This window comes from Bacillus sp. 179-C3.3 HS (assembly GCF_047229225.1).
Lineage (GTDB): Bacteria > Bacillota > Bacilli > Bacillales > Bacillaceae > Bacillus.
Map to the genome: position 1 here is coordinate 236,426 of NZ_JBFEFT010000001.1, position 16,339 is coordinate 252,764.

Annotated in this window: 19 protein-coding genes; 18 read left to right on the forward strand and 1 reads right to left on the reverse strand. The window is 41.2% G+C overall.

Features of this window, described 5'->3' with window-relative positions; all coding sequences use genetic code 11:
* Positions 1-9 precede the first annotated feature (9 nt).
* The 12 genes from AB1K80_RS01210 (at position 10) to AB1K80_RS01265 (ending at position 10,169) form a co-directional block, all read left to right on the forward strand.
* Positions 10-549 carry a TIGR01440 family protein gene (locus AB1K80_RS01210; RefSeq protein WP_412854796.1) on the forward strand — a complete coding sequence of 180 codons (540 nt, stop codon included), beginning with the start codon at positions 10-12 and terminating at the stop codon, positions 547-549.
* A gap of 176 nt (positions 550-725) precedes the next feature.
* Positions 726-1,973: a serine hydroxymethyltransferase gene (glyA, locus tag AB1K80_RS01215; RefSeq protein ID WP_412854797.1), complete on the forward strand. Its 1,248-nt coding sequence runs from the start codon at positions 726-728 to the stop codon at positions 1,971-1,973.
* 147 nt (positions 1,974-2,120) lie between these two features.
* The gene (gene upp / locus AB1K80_RS01220) at positions 2,121-2,750 is read left to right on the forward strand and encodes a uracil phosphoribosyltransferase (protein WP_003214553.1); all 630 of its coding nucleotides are present in this window, start codon (positions 2,121-2,123) and stop codon (positions 2,748-2,750) included.
* A gap of 490 nt (positions 2,751-3,240) precedes the next feature.
* Positions 3,241-3,624, forward strand: coding sequence for an ATP synthase subunit I (locus tag AB1K80_RS01225; protein WP_412854798.1), 384 nt, complete (start codon positions 3,241-3,243; stop codon positions 3,622-3,624).
* A gap of 7 nt (positions 3,625-3,631) precedes the next feature.
* A complete protein-coding gene (atpB, locus tag AB1K80_RS01230) occupies positions 3,632-4,366 on the forward strand; it encodes a F0F1 ATP synthase subunit A (RefSeq protein WP_412854799.1) in 735 nt (244 codons plus the stop codon).
* Positions 4,367-4,418: 52 nt separating this feature from the next.
* On the forward strand, positions 4,419-4,631 hold the full coding sequence (gene atpE / locus AB1K80_RS01235) for a F0F1 ATP synthase subunit C (protein ID WP_412854800.1): 213 nt from the start codon (positions 4,419-4,421) through the stop codon (positions 4,629-4,631).
* Between the two features lie 131 nt (positions 4,632-4,762).
* Positions 4,763-5,284, forward strand: a complete 522-nt coding sequence (gene atpF / locus AB1K80_RS01240) for a F0F1 ATP synthase subunit B (RefSeq protein WP_412854801.1) — start codon at positions 4,763-4,765, stop codon at positions 5,282-5,284.
* Entirely contained in the window at positions 5,281-5,826 is a 546-nt protein-coding gene (locus AB1K80_RS01245; protein WP_412854802.1) for a F0F1 ATP synthase subunit delta, read from the forward strand. The genes atpF and AB1K80_RS01245 overlap by 4 nt, the downstream gene beginning before the upstream one ends.
* Positions 5,827-5,842: 16 nt before the next feature.
* Positions 5,843-7,351: a F0F1 ATP synthase subunit alpha gene (atpA, locus tag AB1K80_RS01250; RefSeq protein WP_412854803.1), complete on the forward strand. Its 1,509-nt coding sequence runs from the start codon at positions 5,843-5,845 to the stop codon at positions 7,349-7,351.
* An 88-nt stretch (positions 7,352-7,439) separates the two neighbouring features.
* On the forward strand, positions 7,440-8,303 hold the full coding sequence (locus tag AB1K80_RS01255; RefSeq protein WP_412854804.1) for a F0F1 ATP synthase subunit gamma: 864 nt from the start codon (positions 7,440-7,442) through the stop codon (positions 8,301-8,303).
* Between the two features lie 24 nt (positions 8,304-8,327).
* Positions 8,328-9,749 carry a F0F1 ATP synthase subunit beta gene (atpD, locus tag AB1K80_RS01260; protein WP_412854805.1) on the forward strand — a complete coding sequence of 474 codons (1,422 nt, stop codon included), beginning with the start codon at positions 8,328-8,330 and terminating at the stop codon, positions 9,747-9,749.
* A 24-nt stretch (positions 9,750-9,773) separates the two neighbouring features.
* Positions 9,774-10,169: a F0F1 ATP synthase subunit epsilon gene (locus tag AB1K80_RS01265; RefSeq protein ID WP_412854806.1), complete on the forward strand. Its 396-nt coding sequence runs from the start codon at positions 9,774-9,776 to the stop codon at positions 10,167-10,169.
* A 48-nt stretch (positions 10,170-10,217) separates the two neighbouring features.
* On the opposite strand, the gene AB1K80_RS01270 is transcribed toward AB1K80_RS01265, so the two are convergent.
* The gene (locus AB1K80_RS01270; RefSeq protein WP_412854807.1) at positions 10,218-10,685 is read right to left on the reverse strand and encodes a hypothetical protein; all 468 of its coding nucleotides are present in this window, start codon (positions 10,683-10,685) and stop codon (positions 10,218-10,220) included.
* Between the two features lie 170 nt (positions 10,686-10,855).
* On the opposite strand from AB1K80_RS01270, the gene AB1K80_RS01275 reads away from it, so the two are divergent.
* From AB1K80_RS01275 to AB1K80_RS01300, 6 genes are all read left to right on the forward strand, one after another.
* Positions 10,856-11,086, forward strand: coding sequence for a DUF1146 family protein (locus AB1K80_RS01275; protein WP_412854808.1), 231 nt, complete (start codon positions 10,856-10,858; stop codon positions 11,084-11,086).
* 116 nt (positions 11,087-11,202) lie between these two features.
* Complete coding sequence (locus tag AB1K80_RS01280; protein WP_412854809.1) at positions 11,203-11,937, forward strand: YwmB family TATA-box binding protein; 735 nt, start codon at positions 11,203-11,205, stop codon at positions 11,935-11,937.
* Between the two features lie 32 nt (positions 11,938-11,969).
* Positions 11,970-13,277: a UDP-N-acetylglucosamine 1-carboxyvinyltransferase gene (murA, locus tag AB1K80_RS01285; protein ID WP_412854810.1), complete on the forward strand. Its 1,308-nt coding sequence runs from the start codon at positions 11,970-11,972 to the stop codon at positions 13,275-13,277.
* Positions 13,278-13,531: 254 nt separating this feature from the next.
* Complete coding sequence (gene spoIID, locus AB1K80_RS01290; protein ID WP_412854811.1) at positions 13,532-14,557, forward strand: stage II sporulation protein D; 1,026 nt, start codon at positions 13,532-13,534, stop codon at positions 14,555-14,557.
* A 322-nt stretch (positions 14,558-14,879) separates the two neighbouring features.
* Complete coding sequence (locus tag AB1K80_RS01295) at positions 14,880-15,578, forward strand: VWA domain-containing protein (protein ID WP_412854812.1); 699 nt, start codon at positions 14,880-14,882, stop codon at positions 15,576-15,578.
* Between the two features lie 83 nt (positions 15,579-15,661).
* Positions 15,662-16,336 (forward strand): VWA domain-containing protein, encoded by a 675-nt coding sequence (locus AB1K80_RS01300; RefSeq protein ID WP_412854813.1) that lies wholly within the window; start codon positions 15,662-15,664, stop codon positions 16,334-16,336.
* Positions 16,337-16,339 lie beyond the last annotated feature (3 nt).

The following is a 16,339-nucleotide window of genomic DNA, read 5'->3' on the forward strand; positions in this document are numbered from 1 at the left end:
GCGAGTCGCATGAACGTAAGTCGAGATTGGCTTGACATGTTAAAGGAGTTTCATCAGACAGTCGAATTGCGTGCAGGTCATATTTTAGTGGTTGGTTGCAGTACATCGGAAGTTGCTGGGGAGCATATCGGTACAGCAGGAAGTGTGCAAATTGCTGAAGCGATCTACAAAGAGCTGAACACATTAAGACAAGAGACGGGAATTGAACTCGCTTTTCAATGCTGTGAGCATCTGAACCGTGCCCTTGTTGTGGAAGAAGAGGTGGCGTGCCGCTATCAATTAGAAGTGGTGTCTGCTGTACCGGTACGCGAGGCAGGCGGCTCCATGGCAGCCCACGCTTATCAGCAAATGGAACACCCTGTGTTAGTTGAATCAATTGCAGCACATGCTGGAATTGATATAGGCGATACATTGATCGGTATGCACTTGAAGCGTGTAGCCGTACCCGTTCGTCTCAGTCGCCATCAATTAGGACAAGCGCATGTGACGTTTGCCAAAACACGGCCGAAGCTGATTGGCGGGCAGCGAGCGGTGTATACTAAATCGTAGCTCAGATATATTTCTAATATAATGTTGAATGATAAAGTCGAGTCTCTGCTTTAATATTCGGTTTTTCATAAAAAATAAGTCGATTTTCTAAAAATACTTTTACATTTTAGTCAAAAACCGTGTACAATGGGATGGAGAAAACATCGAATGGAAATAGATTGGAGAGGATTTCGCTGATGAAACATTTACCTGAGCAAGACGCACAAGTATTCAAGGCAATTCAATTAGAGCGGAAACGCCAGCAAGACAAAATCGAATTAATTGCATCAGAAAACTTCGTAAGCGAAGCAGTCATGGAAGCACAGGGGTCTGTTTTAACAAACAAATATGCTGAAGGCTACCCTGGGAAACGCTACTATGGCGGCTGTGAACATGTAGACGTTGTAGAAGATATTGCACGTGATCGCGCAAAAGAGATTTTTGGCGCTGAGTATGTAAACGTACAGCCTCACTCAGGTGCACAAGCGAATATGGCCGTTTACTTTACCATTCTTGATCATGGTGATACGGTGCTAGGTATGAACTTGTCACATGGGGGACATTTAACACATGGAAGTCCTGTGAACTTTAGTGGCGTACAGTACAACTTTGTAGAATATGGTGTAGATAAAGAAACGCAACATATTGATTATCAAGATGTACTTGAAAAAGCACGTGAACATAAGCCGAAATTGATCGTTGCGGGTGCTAGTGCATACCCACGTCAAATTGATTTCAAAAAGTTCCGTGAGATTGCTGATGAAGTCGGTGCTTACTTTATGGTGGATATGGCTCACATTGCAGGTCTTGTTGCAGCGGGTCTTCACCCAAATCCAGTTCCTTATGCAGATTTTGTCACAACGACAACACATAAAACATTGCGCGGTCCTCGTGGCGGGATGATCTTATGCCGTGAAGAATTCGGGAAAAAGATTGATAAATCGATCTTCCCTGGTATTCAAGGTGGACCACTCATGCATGTCATCTCTGCCAAAGCTGTTTCTTTCGGTGAAGTATTGAACGGAGATTTCAAAACATATGCCCAAAACGTGATTGACAACGCAAAACAACTTGCTGAAACACTATTATCTGAAGACATTCAGCTTGTATCTGGCGGAACAGATAACCATCTTGTTCTGATTGACTTGCGTTCTCTTGGAATCACAGGAAAAATTGCAGAAAACGTACTGGATGACATCGGTATTACTGTGAACAAAAATGCCATTCCTTATGATCCAGAGAAGCCATTTGTCACAAGTGGTGTACGTGTAGGGACAGCAGCAGTCACTAGCCGTGGCTTTGATCAAGAAGCGATGAAAGAAGTCGGATCTATTATTGCTCTTGCCTTAAAACATCATGAAGATGAAGCGAAATTAGAAGAGGCGAAAAAGCGTGTATCTGATCTGACTACCCGTTTCCCTCTATATAAAGAATTAGATTATTAAAAAACAGACCCGTTTGCCTATTTTTGGCATGTGGGTTTTTTTTGTAGGATTTGCGAATCATATTGAAAGATCATGTCTTTTTATGTAGAATTGTAGGAAGTGTGCAAAAGTTCACCGGAGACGAAAGAAAAGGAGTTGTAGCAAGCAATGGCGAAGGTTTATGTATTTGATCACCCGCTTATTCAACACAAACTTACATATATTCGTGACGTTCATACAGGAACAAAAGAATTTAGAGAGCTAGTGGATGAAGTCGCAACGTTAATGGCATTCGAAATCACAAGAGACTTACCGCTTGAAGAGGTAGATGTAGAAACACCTGTACAAGTAGCGAAATCAAATGTGATCTCAGGGAAAAAACTCGGTGTTGTGCCAATTTTAAGAGCAGGTCTTGGAATGGTAGACGGCATTTTGAAACTCATTCCAGCAGCTAAAGTGGGACATGTCGGTTTATACCGTGATCCGAAAACGTTGAAGCCTGTTGAATATTACGTAAAGCTTCCATCTGATGTGGAAGAGCGTGAATTCATCGTAGTAGACCCAATGCTTGCAACTGGCGGTTCAGCCGTCGAAGCATTGAACAGCTTGAAAAAACGTGGTGCGAAAAACATTCGCTTCATGTGTTTAATTGCTGCTCCTGAAGGTGTAGAAGAAATGCAAAAACATCATCCAGATGTGGATATCTACATCGCAGCATTAGATGAAAAATTGAACGAAAAAGGTTACATCATCCCAGGACTTGGTGATGCTGGTGACCGTATGTATGGAACAAAATAAAGAATGAAGAAGTCATGTGCGTATTCCGTATATGGCTTCTTTCATTTGAAAATGATGCTAAAAAACGATGATAACATGGTTCAGAAATGAAGCTCTTTTACATCAATTGTTATATTTTTCAGACTTTATGTTGAAAATGTGAACATTCTGTGTGCATCGATATTTATAGAAACGTTTTTTAACTTTCAACTGATTGACACAACATAGCGCCTATTGTATGCTAAACGAGGGTATTATGGTAAGGTTTTCATAGCCTTATGAACTCTATCGATCCTCAATATGAATCCTAAAAAACCCCGAAAAAACGGATTCATAGCAGCTAATGAAGCAGAATCCCATACAATTTTAAGATGTCAAGTCTGATTGCACAATCAGTTTCTTGGGTGATTTATTTTTTGAATAGGACATTTTGGAATATCTTGTCTTTTCTATCTGAAATCACCATTTTTATGCCTTTTTTTTATAAAATTCTTCATCAGGAGATAGTTTGATGGATGATCCAAATCTTGCTTTTCGTAGACAAAGTAAATATATGTTTTATCTTTTGGCCATATCTGTTTTAGGTTATGCACTTCCAAGCTATAAAACAATATTTCTTGGTCTCATTATCGGCACATTATTGAGTTTCTTTAATTTATTGCTTATGAATCGGAGAATGAAAGCTTTTGATCACTCCATTGAAACAGGTAAACCTGTACGATCTTTAGGAAGTACAGCAAGATGGTGCAACGGACTCATCGCAGGTGCCATTGCCTGGCGTTATCCAGAATATGTTCATCTGGCAGGTGTTGTTATTGGATTAATGACGATGTATCCTGTCATTATGATAGATTCCTTCATTCAGCTTAAACGCTCTACTACGGAAGAGAGGTGAATACTCTTTGAACCACGGTGCAAGAACAGAAGAATTTTTAGGGTTAACATTTAATATGTCCAATGTCCTTATGATCACTGTAGCCAGCATCATCGTTTTTCTCATAGCAGTTCTTACGACGCGTACATTGGCAATCCGTCCAACAAAAGCACAAAACTTCATGGAATGGGTTGTTGATTTTGTCCGTAATATTATCGGAAGCTCGATGGACATAAAGACAGGTGCTCCTTTTATTGCACTTGGCGTTACATTGCTTATGTACATATTTGTCTCTAATATGCTTGGTTTACCATTTGCCATTACAATTGGAGATGAGCTTTGGTGGAAATCACCTACTGCTGATCCAGGCGTTACACTCACGCTAGCGATTACTGTTGTGGGTCTATCCCATTATTATGGGATTAAACATAGAGGAATGAAGAATTATGTGAAAGGTTTCCTCGCGCCGATTCCTTTACTATTACCGCTTAAAATTATTGAAGAATTTGCAAACACGCTCACACTTGGTTTGCGTCTTTATGGTAATATTTTCGCTGGAGAAATTCTGCTTGGTCTTATTGCAGGATTAGCCACGAACTTTTATGCTCAAAATATTGGGCTTGGCATCGTCGGAACCGTTGGTGCGATTGTGCCAATGCTGGCTTGGCAAGGTTTCAGTTTGTTTATCGGGGCCATCCAAGCATTCATCTTCACCATGCTGACAATGGTGTACATCTCTCATAAAGTCAGCGACGAACATTAATTTTAAATTTCTTGTCCTTATATGGACGTAAATTAAAGGAGGAGCTTTATAAATGAGTATTTTAGCAGCAGCAATTGCAATTGGTTTAGCAGCACTAGGTGCGGGTATTGGTAACGGATTAATCGTTTCAAGAACAGTTGAAGGTATTGCTCGTCAACCAGAAGCTGGAAGAGAATTGAAGACAGTTATGTTCATCGGGGTTGCATTAGTTGAGGCCGTTCCGATCATCGCAGTAGTTATCGCATTCCTTGCATTCTTCGGTTAATGTGTTAAGAACTGCACTATAGACTATATGAGACGAAATGGCGAAGATCATTCTAGACAGAACCTTCGCCATTCCTTTATGTTTTATGGTTTCTTAACAATTAACTTGAAGAAGGGAGTTGCCAAACAAACATGTCACAGTTACCAATGGTACTAGGAGCAGGTACTGGTTTATTTACAGGCGGAGATATGCTTTTCCAACTGCTTTCCTTGCTCATCCTGCTTGCACTTTTAAAGAAATTTGCGCTTAAGCCTTTACTAGGTATTATGAAACAGCGTGAAGATTATATAGGAAATGAAATTTCAAGTGCTGAACAAAAGCATGTTGAAGCTGAGAAGCTTTTAGAAGAACAACGTGTCTTATTGAAAGAAGCACGCGAAGAATCACATACACTCATCGAAAATGCGAAAAAGCTTGGTGAGAAACAAAAAGAAGAAATCATTCAAGCAGCACGACAAGAGTCAGAGCGCTTAAAAGAGTCTGCTAGAACTGAAATCGTGAAAGAAAAGGAACAAGCTGTGGCTGCACTGCGCGAGCAAGTTGCATCACTATCTGTGTTAATTGCATCTAAAGTGATTGAGAAAGAACTTGATGAACAAGCACAAGAAAAATTGATTCAAGAGTACCTTAAAGAGGCAGGCGAAAGCCGATGAGCGTGACTATTGTCTCTAAGCGTTACGCTTCTGCTCTTTTTGATATCGTCCTTGCTTCATCAGCAGTAGACGAAACGGAAAAAGAGCTACATGAGATTAAAAAAGTAATGAAAGGTGATCAAGAACTGAATGCATTTCTTGACCATCCTAAGATTACAGCAGAAAAAAAGAAACAATTGATTGCAGAAGCGTTCAAAGGTGTTTCAACACACGTATTGCATACGATGTATTTACTAATTGACCGTGGACGCACGAATATCATCCCTGAGATGACTGCGGAATTTGTCAAACTAGCAAACCGTACGAAACAAATTGATGATGCCATCGTGTATTCAGTCAAGCCGCTAAGCGGTGCTGAAATCCAATCTTTATCTGAAGTATTTGCCAAAAAAGCCGGAGTCACATCACTTCGTGTTCAAAACGTGATTGACAAGGATCTAATAGGCGGAGTAAAAATCCGTATCGGAAACCGCATTTATGACGGCAGTGTAAGCGGAAAGCTTTCCCGCATTGAACGTCAGCTTGCAGGCGAAAATCGTTAGAAGGGGTGAAACCTTAGTGAGTATCAAAGCTGAAGAGATTAGCGCGCTAATAAAGCAGCAAATCGAAAACTACCAATCTGAAATTGAAGTAAAAGATGTCGGTACAGTCATTCAAGTAGGGGACGGTATCGCGCGTGTACATGGCCTTGACAACATTATGGCAGGAGAGCTAGTTGAGTTCTCTAACGGTGTAATGGGTATGGCTCAAAACCTTGAGGAGTCAAACGTAGGTATCGTTATTTTAGGACCTTATAAAGATATCCGCGAAGGTGATGACGTAAAACGTACAGGTCGTATCATGGAGGTTCCAGTAGGAGAAGAACTAATCGGACGTATTGTGAACCCACTTGGTCAGCCTGTTGATGGACTAGGTCCAATCTTAACAAGCAAAACACGTCCAATTGAAAGTGAAGCACCAGGCGTAATGGATCGTAAATCTGTACATGAGCCGCTTCAAACAGGAGTTAAAGCGATTGACGCATTAATTCCAATCGGACGTGGGCAACGTGAATTGATCATTGGTGACCGTCAAACAGGTAAAACATCTGTTGCGATCGATACAATTCTAAACCAAAAAGATCAAGACATGATCTGTATTTATGTAGCGATTGGACAAAAAGAATCAACGGTTCGTGGTGTTGTTGAAACCCTTCGTAAGAATGGTGCGCTTGATTACACAATCGTTGTCACTGCGTCTGCATCACAACCAGCTCCACTTCTTTACCTTGCACCATATGCAGGTGTCACAATGGGTGAGGAGTTCATGTATAACGGCAAGCATGTACTTGTTGTTTATGATGACCTATCTAAACAAGCGGCAGCTTACCGTGAGCTTTCACTATTGCTTCGTCGTCCTCCAGGTCGTGAGGCATTCCCAGGTGACGTTTTCTATCTTCACTCTCGTTTATTAGAACGTGCAGCGAAGCTTAGTGACGAAAAGGGTGGCGGTTCTATCACAGCATTGCCTTTCGTTGAAACGCAAGCAGGTGATATCTCTGCATATATCCCAACAAACGTTATTTCGATTACAGATGGACAGATCTTCTTACAATCTGACCTCTTCTTCTCAGGCGTACGCCCAGCGATCAACGCAGGGTTGTCTGTATCCCGTGTAGGTGGTTCTGCACAAATCAAAGCGATGAAAAAGGTAGCAGGTACACTTCGTTTGGATCTTGCTTCTTATCGTGAGCTTGAAGCGTTCGCTCAGTTTGGATCAGATCTAGACCAAGCAACTCAAGCGAAACTAAACCGTGGTGCAAGAACAGTTGAAGTCTTAAAACAAGACTTGAACAAACCACTTAAAGTTGAAAAACAAGTGGCGATTCTTTATGCACTCACAAGAGGATACTTAGATGATGTAGCGGTAACAGATGTAAGACGCTTTGAAGCTGAGTTCTTCTTATACCTTGAAGAAAACCATAAAGACTTGCTTGATACAATCTCTCAAACAGGAAATATGCCTGCTGATGAAGACTGGAAGACAGCAATCGAAGGCTTTAAACGTACGTTTGCGCCAAGCAACTAATTAGCAATCTTTCCGAGAGAAAAAGATTCTCTTTTTCTCTCTTTTCACGTAAATGAACACGGATTCCTGAAAAAAGGTGGTGAAATCTTTGGCCTCATTACGCGATATTAAGTCAAGGATCACGTCAACAAAGAAATCGAGTCAGATCACAAAAGCCATGCAAATGGTTTCAGCTGCAAAGCTAAATCGTGCTGAAAACAATGCAAAGTCTTTTGTTCCTTACATGGAGAAAATCCAGGAAGTCGTTGCGTCGATAGCAACTGGAACAAGTGCTAAACACCCAATGCTTCTTTCAAGACCTGTGAAGAAAACAGGATATCTCGTCATTACTTCTGATCGAGGACTTGCAGGACCTTTTAACAGCTCGATTTTGCGTGCCGCTTACCAAACGATTCAATCCCGTCATCAATCTGTTGATGAATACACGGTCATTGTGATTGGTAAAATTGGACGCGACTTCTTTAGAAAGCGCGGTATTCCAGTGATTTCTGAAGTGACAGGGCTTGGAGATGAAGTAGCGTTTGCTGATATTAAGGAATTAGCAAGCAGTACGGTGCAAATGTTCTCTGATGGAGCGTTTGATGAACTTTACATGTTCTACAATCACTTTGTCAGTGCCATTTCACAAGAAGTAACAGAGAAAAAATTATTGCCGCTAACGGACCTTTCCGAGGCGTCATCTAATAAACGTTCCGCATCTTATGAGTTTGAGCCTTCAGAAGAAGAGATTCTTGAAGTTCTCCTTCCTCAATATGCAGAGAGTTTGATTTTCGGTGCGCTTCTTGACAGCAAAGCAAGTGAACATGCTGCAAGGATGACAGCGATGAAGAGTGCAACAGACAATGCAAAAGAATTGATCGACAACCTGACACTCTCTTATAACCGTGCTCGTCAAGCAGCGATTACACAAGAGATTACAGAAATTGTCGGCGGAGCAGCTGCCTTAGAATAGAAATAATTGTCAGGAGGGAATGCAATGAAAACAGGACGCATCAGTCAGATCATGGGACCAGTCGTAGACGTTCGTTTTGAAGACGGTCACTTGCCTGAGATTTATAATGCGATCAAAGTTTCGCATAAAGCGGAAAGCGAAAGTGAAGTTGATATCGACTTAACTTTAGAAGTAGCACTACATTTAGGTGATGATACAGTAAGAACCATCGCAATGGCATCAACAGATGGTGTGAAACGCGGCATGGAAGCTGTAGACCTTGGTTCACCAATATCAGTACCAGTTGGTAACGTGACACTAGGACGTGTATTCAACGTACTTGGAGATAACATCGATTTAGATGAGCCACTTGGTGTGGAAGCTCAAAGAGATCCAATCCACAGACAAGCACCTTCTTTTGATCAACTTTCAACAGAAGTTGAAATTCTTGAAACTGGTATTAAAGTTGTTGACCTTCTCGCTCCTTATATCAAGGGTGGTAAAATCGGTCTCTTCGGTGGAGCCGGTGTAGGTAAAACCGTTCTGATTCAAGAATTGATCAACAACATCGCACAAGAACACGGCGGTATTTCTGTATTCGCTGGTGTTGGAGAGCGTACACGTGAAGGAAACGACCTTTACTATGAAATGAAGGATTCTGGCGTTATCGAAAAAACAGCCATGGTCTTCGGCCAAATGAACGAGCCACCAGGTGCACGTATGCGTGTTGCCCTAACTGGTTTGACAATGGCAGAGCATTTCCGTGATGAACAAGGTCAAGACGTATTGTTCTTCATCGATAACATCTATCGCTTTACACAAGCAGGTTCTGAAGTATCAGCCCTTCTTGGACGTATGCCATCTGCGGTAGGTTATCAGCCGACACTTGCAACAGAGATGGGTCAATTACAAGAGCGTATCACGTCAACAAACGTAGGATCCGTTACCTCGATCCAAGCGATCTATGTACCTGCGGATGACTATACAGATCCAGCTCCAGCTACAACGTTCGCTCACCTTGATGCAACGACAAACCTTGAGCGTAAGCTGACAGAAATGGGGATTTACCCAGCTGTTGATCCACTTGCATCAACATCTCGTGCACTTGCACCTGAGATTGTTGGCGAAGAGCATTATGCAGTTGCGCGTGAAGTTCAGCAGACACTTCAACGCTACAAAGAGCTACAAGATATCATTGCGATTTTAGGTATGGATGAATTATCTGAGGACGATAAGCTTGTGGTACACAGAGCGCGTCGTGTTCAATTCTTCCTATCTCAAAACTTCCACGTAGCAGAGCAGTTTACTGGCCAAAAAGGTTCTTATGTGCCATTGAAAGAAACTGTGAAAGGCTTCCAAGAAATCTTATCTGGTAAATACGATCATCTTCCGGAAGATGCTTTCCGCTTAGTCGGTCGCATTGAAGAAGTGATTGAGAAAGCCAAAGAGATGGGTGTAGAGGCCTAATCTGGTCCTTAGGAGGGTAAAAGCATGAAGACCGTTCAAGTCAATATCGTTACTCCCGACGGCCCAGTGTATCAAGCGGATGTGGAAATGGTCAGTGTAAAAGCAGAAAGCGGCGAGCTTGGTATTTTAGCTGGTCACGTTCCAATGGTTGCTCCGCTAAGAATCGGTGCAGTTCGCTTAAATAATGGTGGTTCAACGGAACTGGTTGCAGTAAGTGGCGGATTTGTTGAAGTTCGTCCTGAAAAGGTAACCATTCTTGCACAGGCTGCGGAAACATCAACACAAGTAGATGTAGAACGTGCCCAATCAGCGAAACAGCGCGCTGAAGAGCATTTGAACCACCCGAATGAAAGTGATGTACGCCGGGCGGAACTCGCATTAAAACGGGCGCTAAACCGTTTAAATGTAGCAGGGAAATAAAATAGAAAATCCTTCTTATCGCTATGATAAGAAGGATTTTTTTGAGATTTACATCAATGATTGATAGATCGTCACATACGGATGAGACGTTTGTTTTTTGAGATATAAGTGCTGACAAAACTGCGTACTATGCCACGTTTTATTGTTTCGGCGCAAACCAAGCGTATATTGATGCGGAGAGTCCATATAAGGCCGCACGACCCAATCTGCATCGGGATGATGTCGAATCACAACCTCTCCCATATACACACTCATCATGGCTTCTAAAGCATCAACGGGCATCTCCCACTCAGCAAAAAGTTGTTGGGTAAACGCATCAAAGTATAAAGCTTCAAGCTGATAGAGACTTTCTTCAGAATAATCCAAAGAAATGTTATGAAAAAGACACAATTGAGTTAATTCTTCTAGCTGTGTCTGTCTATAATCAAAGTAGAATGCAATGGCTTCCCATTCAAGATCAAAAGAGGGAACCAATTCTCCGTACAAATCAACAAAGTGAGGAAAAGAATCTTTCAATCTGTTCAGCTCCTTCCACACGAAGTATATCATCTCCTTTTCATCAGGATAAGAGGGGATTCAGACTAAATATAGCTCTTTTTTCCAAAAGAATCATCTTTCCATTTTTCGCGGATATAATGAAAGGGAGTTTTCCTTTACAGAAATAAATAAAAGGAGGATTCGACTGAATGCAAGACCTCGGACAACAAGCAATTGTGAGTATCATGATCCACCTGTTTTTTATAGCCATCACTTGGTGGGCGTTACTTGCTGTCAATATTGATCCACTCATTAAAAAAGGGAAAGTCGTTCAAGCAAGGTTGCTCATGATCCTTTTGACCATTGCGATTGGATCTGCAGTCAGCAATTTCTTCATTGATTACTTACATTTCTCCAAACAAATCCCTTATATGTTTTAGGAAAAGGTTTGTGATTCAGCATCTTCGGGAACAGACAAAAGGATGGTCTTTGACCACTTTTTTTACGTATGCATTCATCCCTACACGGTAACAATGGTAGTAAGGGGGAATGACAAGTGAGAAAGTGTTTAAAAGGTTGGCCAATGATTGCATTTATTCTATTTTTTGTTCTGATCATTCAAGGTGTTCGTGCGGAAGAATTATCTCCGCTTGACCACATCGCAGAGGGTTTCAAAGAACAGGGAGTACAAGTAGATGGCTGGACACTTCACGCTAAAACAAATGTAGATCTCACATCAAAACAATTTTCAAAAAAAGTGAAACGTTTGAAAGCCGAACTACGACAGTATGAGTGGACCGAAAAAAAAGAGAAACATGTCACCAAAGTCACAGGATTATATCGAAATGAAAAAAATGATACATTTTCTAAAATTATACTCGTGAAGACCGACACAAAATCGAAACAAAAGTCGTATTTATTATATGAGCAAAAAGGTTCTCATCCACTGAATACCTGGAAGCATACATATGATCAGTTCGTCCGTCATGCAAAAAGCATATTACAAGAGAAATTTATGATTTTCACTTGTCTCGATGGTCATGTAAATGGTATGATGAATGTTGTTTTGCAAAAAAAAGCTGAAATGATAGCAAACGAGTTTCAAGCAAAACCAGTTGAGTATCTTGTTGAGTCTAATTTTGTATCGATTTCCGCTTACACGGATAAGTGGGAACAGTTCATTATGACTTCAAATGAAAAAATGAATGTTCAAATCGCCATAAGAAGTTCGGGAATGAACAAAAAACATACGATTACGGTTGGCACACCAATCGTAACGACTGAATATTAATATAGAGAATTTGGGACGCGGAGGGGAAGACCTTGGAAAAAATCATCGTCCGCGGCGGTCGAAAGTTAAACGGCACAGTGAAAGTAGAAGGCGCAAAAAATGCCGTTTTACCAGTTATCGCTGCATCTTTGTTAGCTAGTACAGAAAAAAGCGTAATTTGTGATGTACCTACGCTCTCCGATGTATATACAATTAATGAAGTGTTACGTCATTTAGGAGCAGAAGTACATTTTGAAAATAACGAAGTTTCAGTAGATGCATCTCATGCATTGAAAACTGAAGCTCCGTTTGAGTATGTTCGTAAAATGCGTGCATCCGTGCTCGTGATGGGACCACTTTTAGCGAGAACAGGTCATGCAAGAGTTGCTTTACCTGGTGGCTGTGCGATTGGCTCAAGACCAATTGATCAGCACTTAAAAGGCTTCGAAGCAATGGGAGCAAAAATTCAAGTAGGTAATGGCTTCATTGAAGCTGAAGTAAAGGGCCGATTAAAAGGCGCGAAAATCTATTTGGATTTCCCAAGTGTTGGTGCTACTGAAAACATCATCATGGCAGCAGCATTAGCAGAAGGAACGACGATTCTAGAGAACGTTGCAAAAGAACCTGAAATTGTTGATTTAGCAAACTACATCAATGCCATGGGCGGTAAGGTTCGCGGTGCTGGTACGGGTACAATCAAAATTGAAGGTGTGGAAACACTTCACGGTGCAAAACACAATATCATCCCAGACCGAATTGAAGCGGGTACTTTCATGGTAGCAGCAGCTATTACAGAAGGAAATGTTCTTGTAAAAGGCGCAGTGCCTGAGCACATGACGTCACTTGTGGCGAAAATGGAAGAAATGGGTATTCAGATCATTGAAGAAGAAGAAGGTTTAAGAGTCATTGGACCATCTGAGCTCAAGCCAATCGATCTCAAAACAATGCCGCATCCTGGTTTCCCAACGGATATGCAATCTCAGATGATGGCTTTATTGCTTTGTGCAAATGGCACAAGTATGATCACAGAAACTGTATTTGAGAACCGTTTTATGCATGCAGAAGAATTCCGTCGCATGAATGGTGATATTAAAATTGAGGGTCGCTCTGTGATTATCAATGGGCCTGTTCAACTTCAAGGAGCTGAAGTGGCGGCCACTGATTTAAGAGCAGGAGCAGCACTTGTGCTTGCTGGATTAGTGGCAGAAGGTCATACACGTGTTACTGAATTAAAACACATTGACCGTGGTTATGTGAACTTCCATCAAAAACTTGCAGCAATTGGTGCAGATATCGAAAGAGTCAATGATGAATCAGCAGATGCTACACAAGAACAAGTTGTGTCAGATCTGAATGCTTAATAAAACAGGAATCAGTGTGTCCATGAGGGCATGCTGATTTTTTTTTAGACTCATAGATTATCCAATTCAAAAGCTTATCATTAGTGTATCCAATCACTCAAAATTTTATTCATAAAGACGACCAGTAAAATCAAATCCACATGACCATGAATATTCCGTCCAAGACTTGTCCAATCCATAAAATAAGCTGTCATATTAGCTTGTCCCTGACCATAGGATAAAAGAGATTCAATGACAAATGGAGGCAGCGACATATGAAACCAATGATATGGACAATCGCAGGAATATGCATCATCATTTTAATGATTCCAACTCTACTTGTGTTGCCGACATTCCAAGGGAAGCCGACGGCTAATCAACACATAGCGGCGGAACCAACGGTCAAGCAAGAGGTGAAAGGATCTGTCAAATTGAAGCAATCACCCGTCTCCATACCTGTTTATCGATCAGCTTATCAGCAAGTGGAGAATATCCCCTTAGAAGAGTATGTCATCGGTGTAGTGGCATCTGAAATGCCTGCAGATTTCGAAATAGAAGCACTCAAAGCACAAGCACTCGCCGCTAGAACGTATATCGTCCGGCAAATGATCATCGACAAGACTGTGAAATCTCCAAAAGGGTCTCTTGTCGATGACACCCAAATGTTCCAAGTCTACAAAAATAAGCAGGAGCTTAAGAACATTTGGGGAAAATCGTACAATTGGAAATTAAAGAAAATCACAGACGCCGTGGCTAGCACACAAGGGAAAGTCCTGACATATGACGAAAAACCAATTGATGCCTCTTTCTTCTCAACAAGCAACGGGAAAACCGAAAATGCCGAAGCCTATTGGAAAAATGAAATCCCCTATTTAAAAAGCGTCTCCAGCAAATGGGATGAAAAGTCACCAAAGTTTCAAAACGTCAAATCCATGACGGTTAACGAATTTCAGCAAAAATTAGGTGTGAATCTCACCAATCAACATCAGGTTGGACAAATTGTAGAACGGACGCCAGGCAACCAAGTAGCAAAAGCTGTGATCAACGGCAAAACCTTAACAGGCAGAACCATTCGCGAAGCATTAGGATTGCACTCTGCAGACTTTACGTGGGAGCGAAAAGGTCAACAAATTGTCATTACAACAAAGGGGTATGGCCATGGCGTGGGCATGAGTCAATATGGCGCACATTATATGGCACAATCAGGAAAAAAAGTAGAAAGCATAGTGAAACATTATTACAAAGGGATCGAAATCGAGTCAGCGGATCGCTTTCTCAACACCTACATGGCTAAAAAATAACAACAAAGGTGCCTCTGACATGAGGCATCTTTTTGTCTTTTAAAAAACATTTGAACAGAATGTGTCAAATTAAGACTTAAGACACAGCACAGGAAAACTTAAACATTTATGTCCCGACAAGAACCGATGGCCGATACAATGCCCCTCGAAAGACAGAGAAATCGAGGGAAAAAAAGAAGTGTTAGGCGAAATGTTCTAGATATCTGACAGAATTTTAGTGATTTTGATGAAACAGAAAAAGGGATCGAGTCCTATACCATTCCAAGTCAGAATCTTTTACGATTAAGGTGTCTCAATCAATACATAAGGAGGAAGGACAAAAATGCTTAAAAAAGTTTTTACACTTGTAGCGTTGGCTGTATTGACAGTATCAATGTCAGTCTCTACACCAGTATTTGCAGAAGCGAAAGATTCTAAAAAACATCAGAAGGATGTCAGAGTGACCATCTTGCTTGATGCAAGTGGAAGTATGGCAAGAAAAGTGGATGGAGAACGCAAATTCGACCTTGCGAAACAAGAGGTATTTAAATTTGCCCAGTCACTTCCGGAAAACGCTAAAATCCGTATGAGCTTGTTTGGATCTGAAGGAAACAACAAAAACTCTGGTAAAGCACAATCTTGTGAAGTCATTAGAGGTGTTTACGGCGTACAGCCTTACGAGAAGCAAAGCTTTGAAAACTCGTTAAATGGACTTGGACCAAATGGATGGACACCAATTGCACGCGCTCTTGAAAGTGCAAAGCAAGCAGATGAGCAGCTTCAAAATGGAACAAAACACATCGTATATTTAATCACTGATGGTGAAGAAACTTGTGGCGGAAACCCAGTCAAAGTAGCAAAAGAATTGCATAAATCAAAGGGTTCTACTGTTGTAAATGTGATTGGATTAGACTTTAACGAAGGCTATGAAGGTCAATTAATGCAAGTAGCGAAGGCTGGTAAAGGTCATTACTACCAAGCTAGCACTGGTAAAGAAATGGGTTCTATCTTCACAGCAGAATCATTAAAACTACACGAATAATTTGCTGAAGAAAAGAGAAACGATTGATGGAATGCTTTCGTTTCTCTTTTTCTGTATCACATTGAAAAGGAGTGTTTTGATTCATGAAAAGAAATATCATTTTCACCATTTTAGCAACTCTCGTCTTACTCCTATCGTCACCTGCTCATGCTGTGACGAAAAAAGATCCTGCACACGTGGTGGTATTATTGGACCTTAGCGGAAGTATGGCGCAATCTGTTGAAGGTGAAAAGAAAATTGCGATCGCCAAACGTTCGATTCAAAGCTTTGCAAGTGTGTTATCAGAGGATACGCAAATCATGCTTCGTGTTTTTGGCCATGAAGGCACAAATAAAAATGCAGGGAAAGCCATTTCTTGTGCAAGCTCAGAAGCTGTCTATGGATTTGGAGCATACGAACAAACGACATTTCAAGAAGCATTGAATGTATATAAACCAACGGGTTGGACGCCGCTTGCAAAAGCATTGACTGACACGAAACAAGATTTTGAAGATCATCAAGCTGAAGGAAAAAATATTGTCTATGTTGTCAGCGATGGTAAAGAGACGTGTGGAGGAAGCCCTTCACTAGCAGCAAAAGAGTTACATGAAGAAGGCATTGATACGATCGTCAATATCATTGGTTTTGACGTGAATGAGAAAGAAGAAAAAAGTTTGAAATCTGTTGCGAAAGCCGGTGGTGGTCAATATCAACCAGCCGCAAATTCAGAAGAGTTGAATGACATTCTTCAAAAAGAAGCGAGTGCATTCGGACAATAAAAC

Bases quoted from the DNA above. Each gene is read 5' to 3' on its own strand.
- AB1K80_RS01225 (WP_412854798.1), top strand. From the start codon at position 3,241: ATGGATGATCCAAATCTTGCTTTTCGTAGACAAAGTAAATATATGTTT.
- upp (WP_003214553.1), top strand. From the start codon at position 2,121: ATGGCGAAGGTTTATGTATTTGATCACCCGCTTATTCAACACAAACTT.
- AB1K80_RS01295 (WP_412854812.1), top strand. From the start codon at position 14,880: ATGCTTAAAAAAGTTTTTACACTTGTAGCGTTGGCTGTATTGACAGTA.
- spoIID (WP_412854811.1), top strand. From the start codon at position 13,532: ATGAAACCAATGATATGGACAATCGCAGGAATATGCATCATCATTTTA.
- atpE (WP_412854800.1), top strand. From the start codon at position 4,419: ATGAGTATTTTAGCAGCAGCAATTGCAATTGGTTTAGCAGCACTAGGT.
- AB1K80_RS01245 (WP_412854802.1), top strand. From the start codon at position 5,281: ATGAGCGTGACTATTGTCTCTAAGCGTTACGCTTCTGCTCTTTTTGAT.
- atpF (WP_412854801.1), top strand. From the start codon at position 4,763: ATGTCACAGTTACCAATGGTACTAGGAGCAGGTACTGGTTTATTTACA.
- AB1K80_RS01300 (WP_412854813.1), top strand. From the start codon at position 15,662: ATGAAAAGAAATATCATTTTCACCATTTTAGCAACTCTCGTCTTACTC.
- atpD (WP_412854805.1), top strand. From the start codon at position 8,328: ATGAAAACAGGACGCATCAGTCAGATCATGGGACCAGTCGTAGACGTT.
- AB1K80_RS01265 (WP_412854806.1), top strand. From the start codon at position 9,774: ATGAAGACCGTTCAAGTCAATATCGTTACTCCCGACGGCCCAGTGTAT.
- AB1K80_RS01275 (WP_412854808.1), top strand. From the start codon at position 10,856: ATGCAAGACCTCGGACAACAAGCAATTGTGAGTATCATGATCCACCTG.
- AB1K80_RS01210 (WP_412854796.1), top strand. From the start codon at position 10: ATGAACGTAAGTCGAGATTGGCTTGACATGTTAAAGGAGTTTCATCAG.
- glyA (WP_412854797.1), top strand. From the start codon at position 726: ATGAAACATTTACCTGAGCAAGACGCACAAGTATTCAAGGCAATTCAA.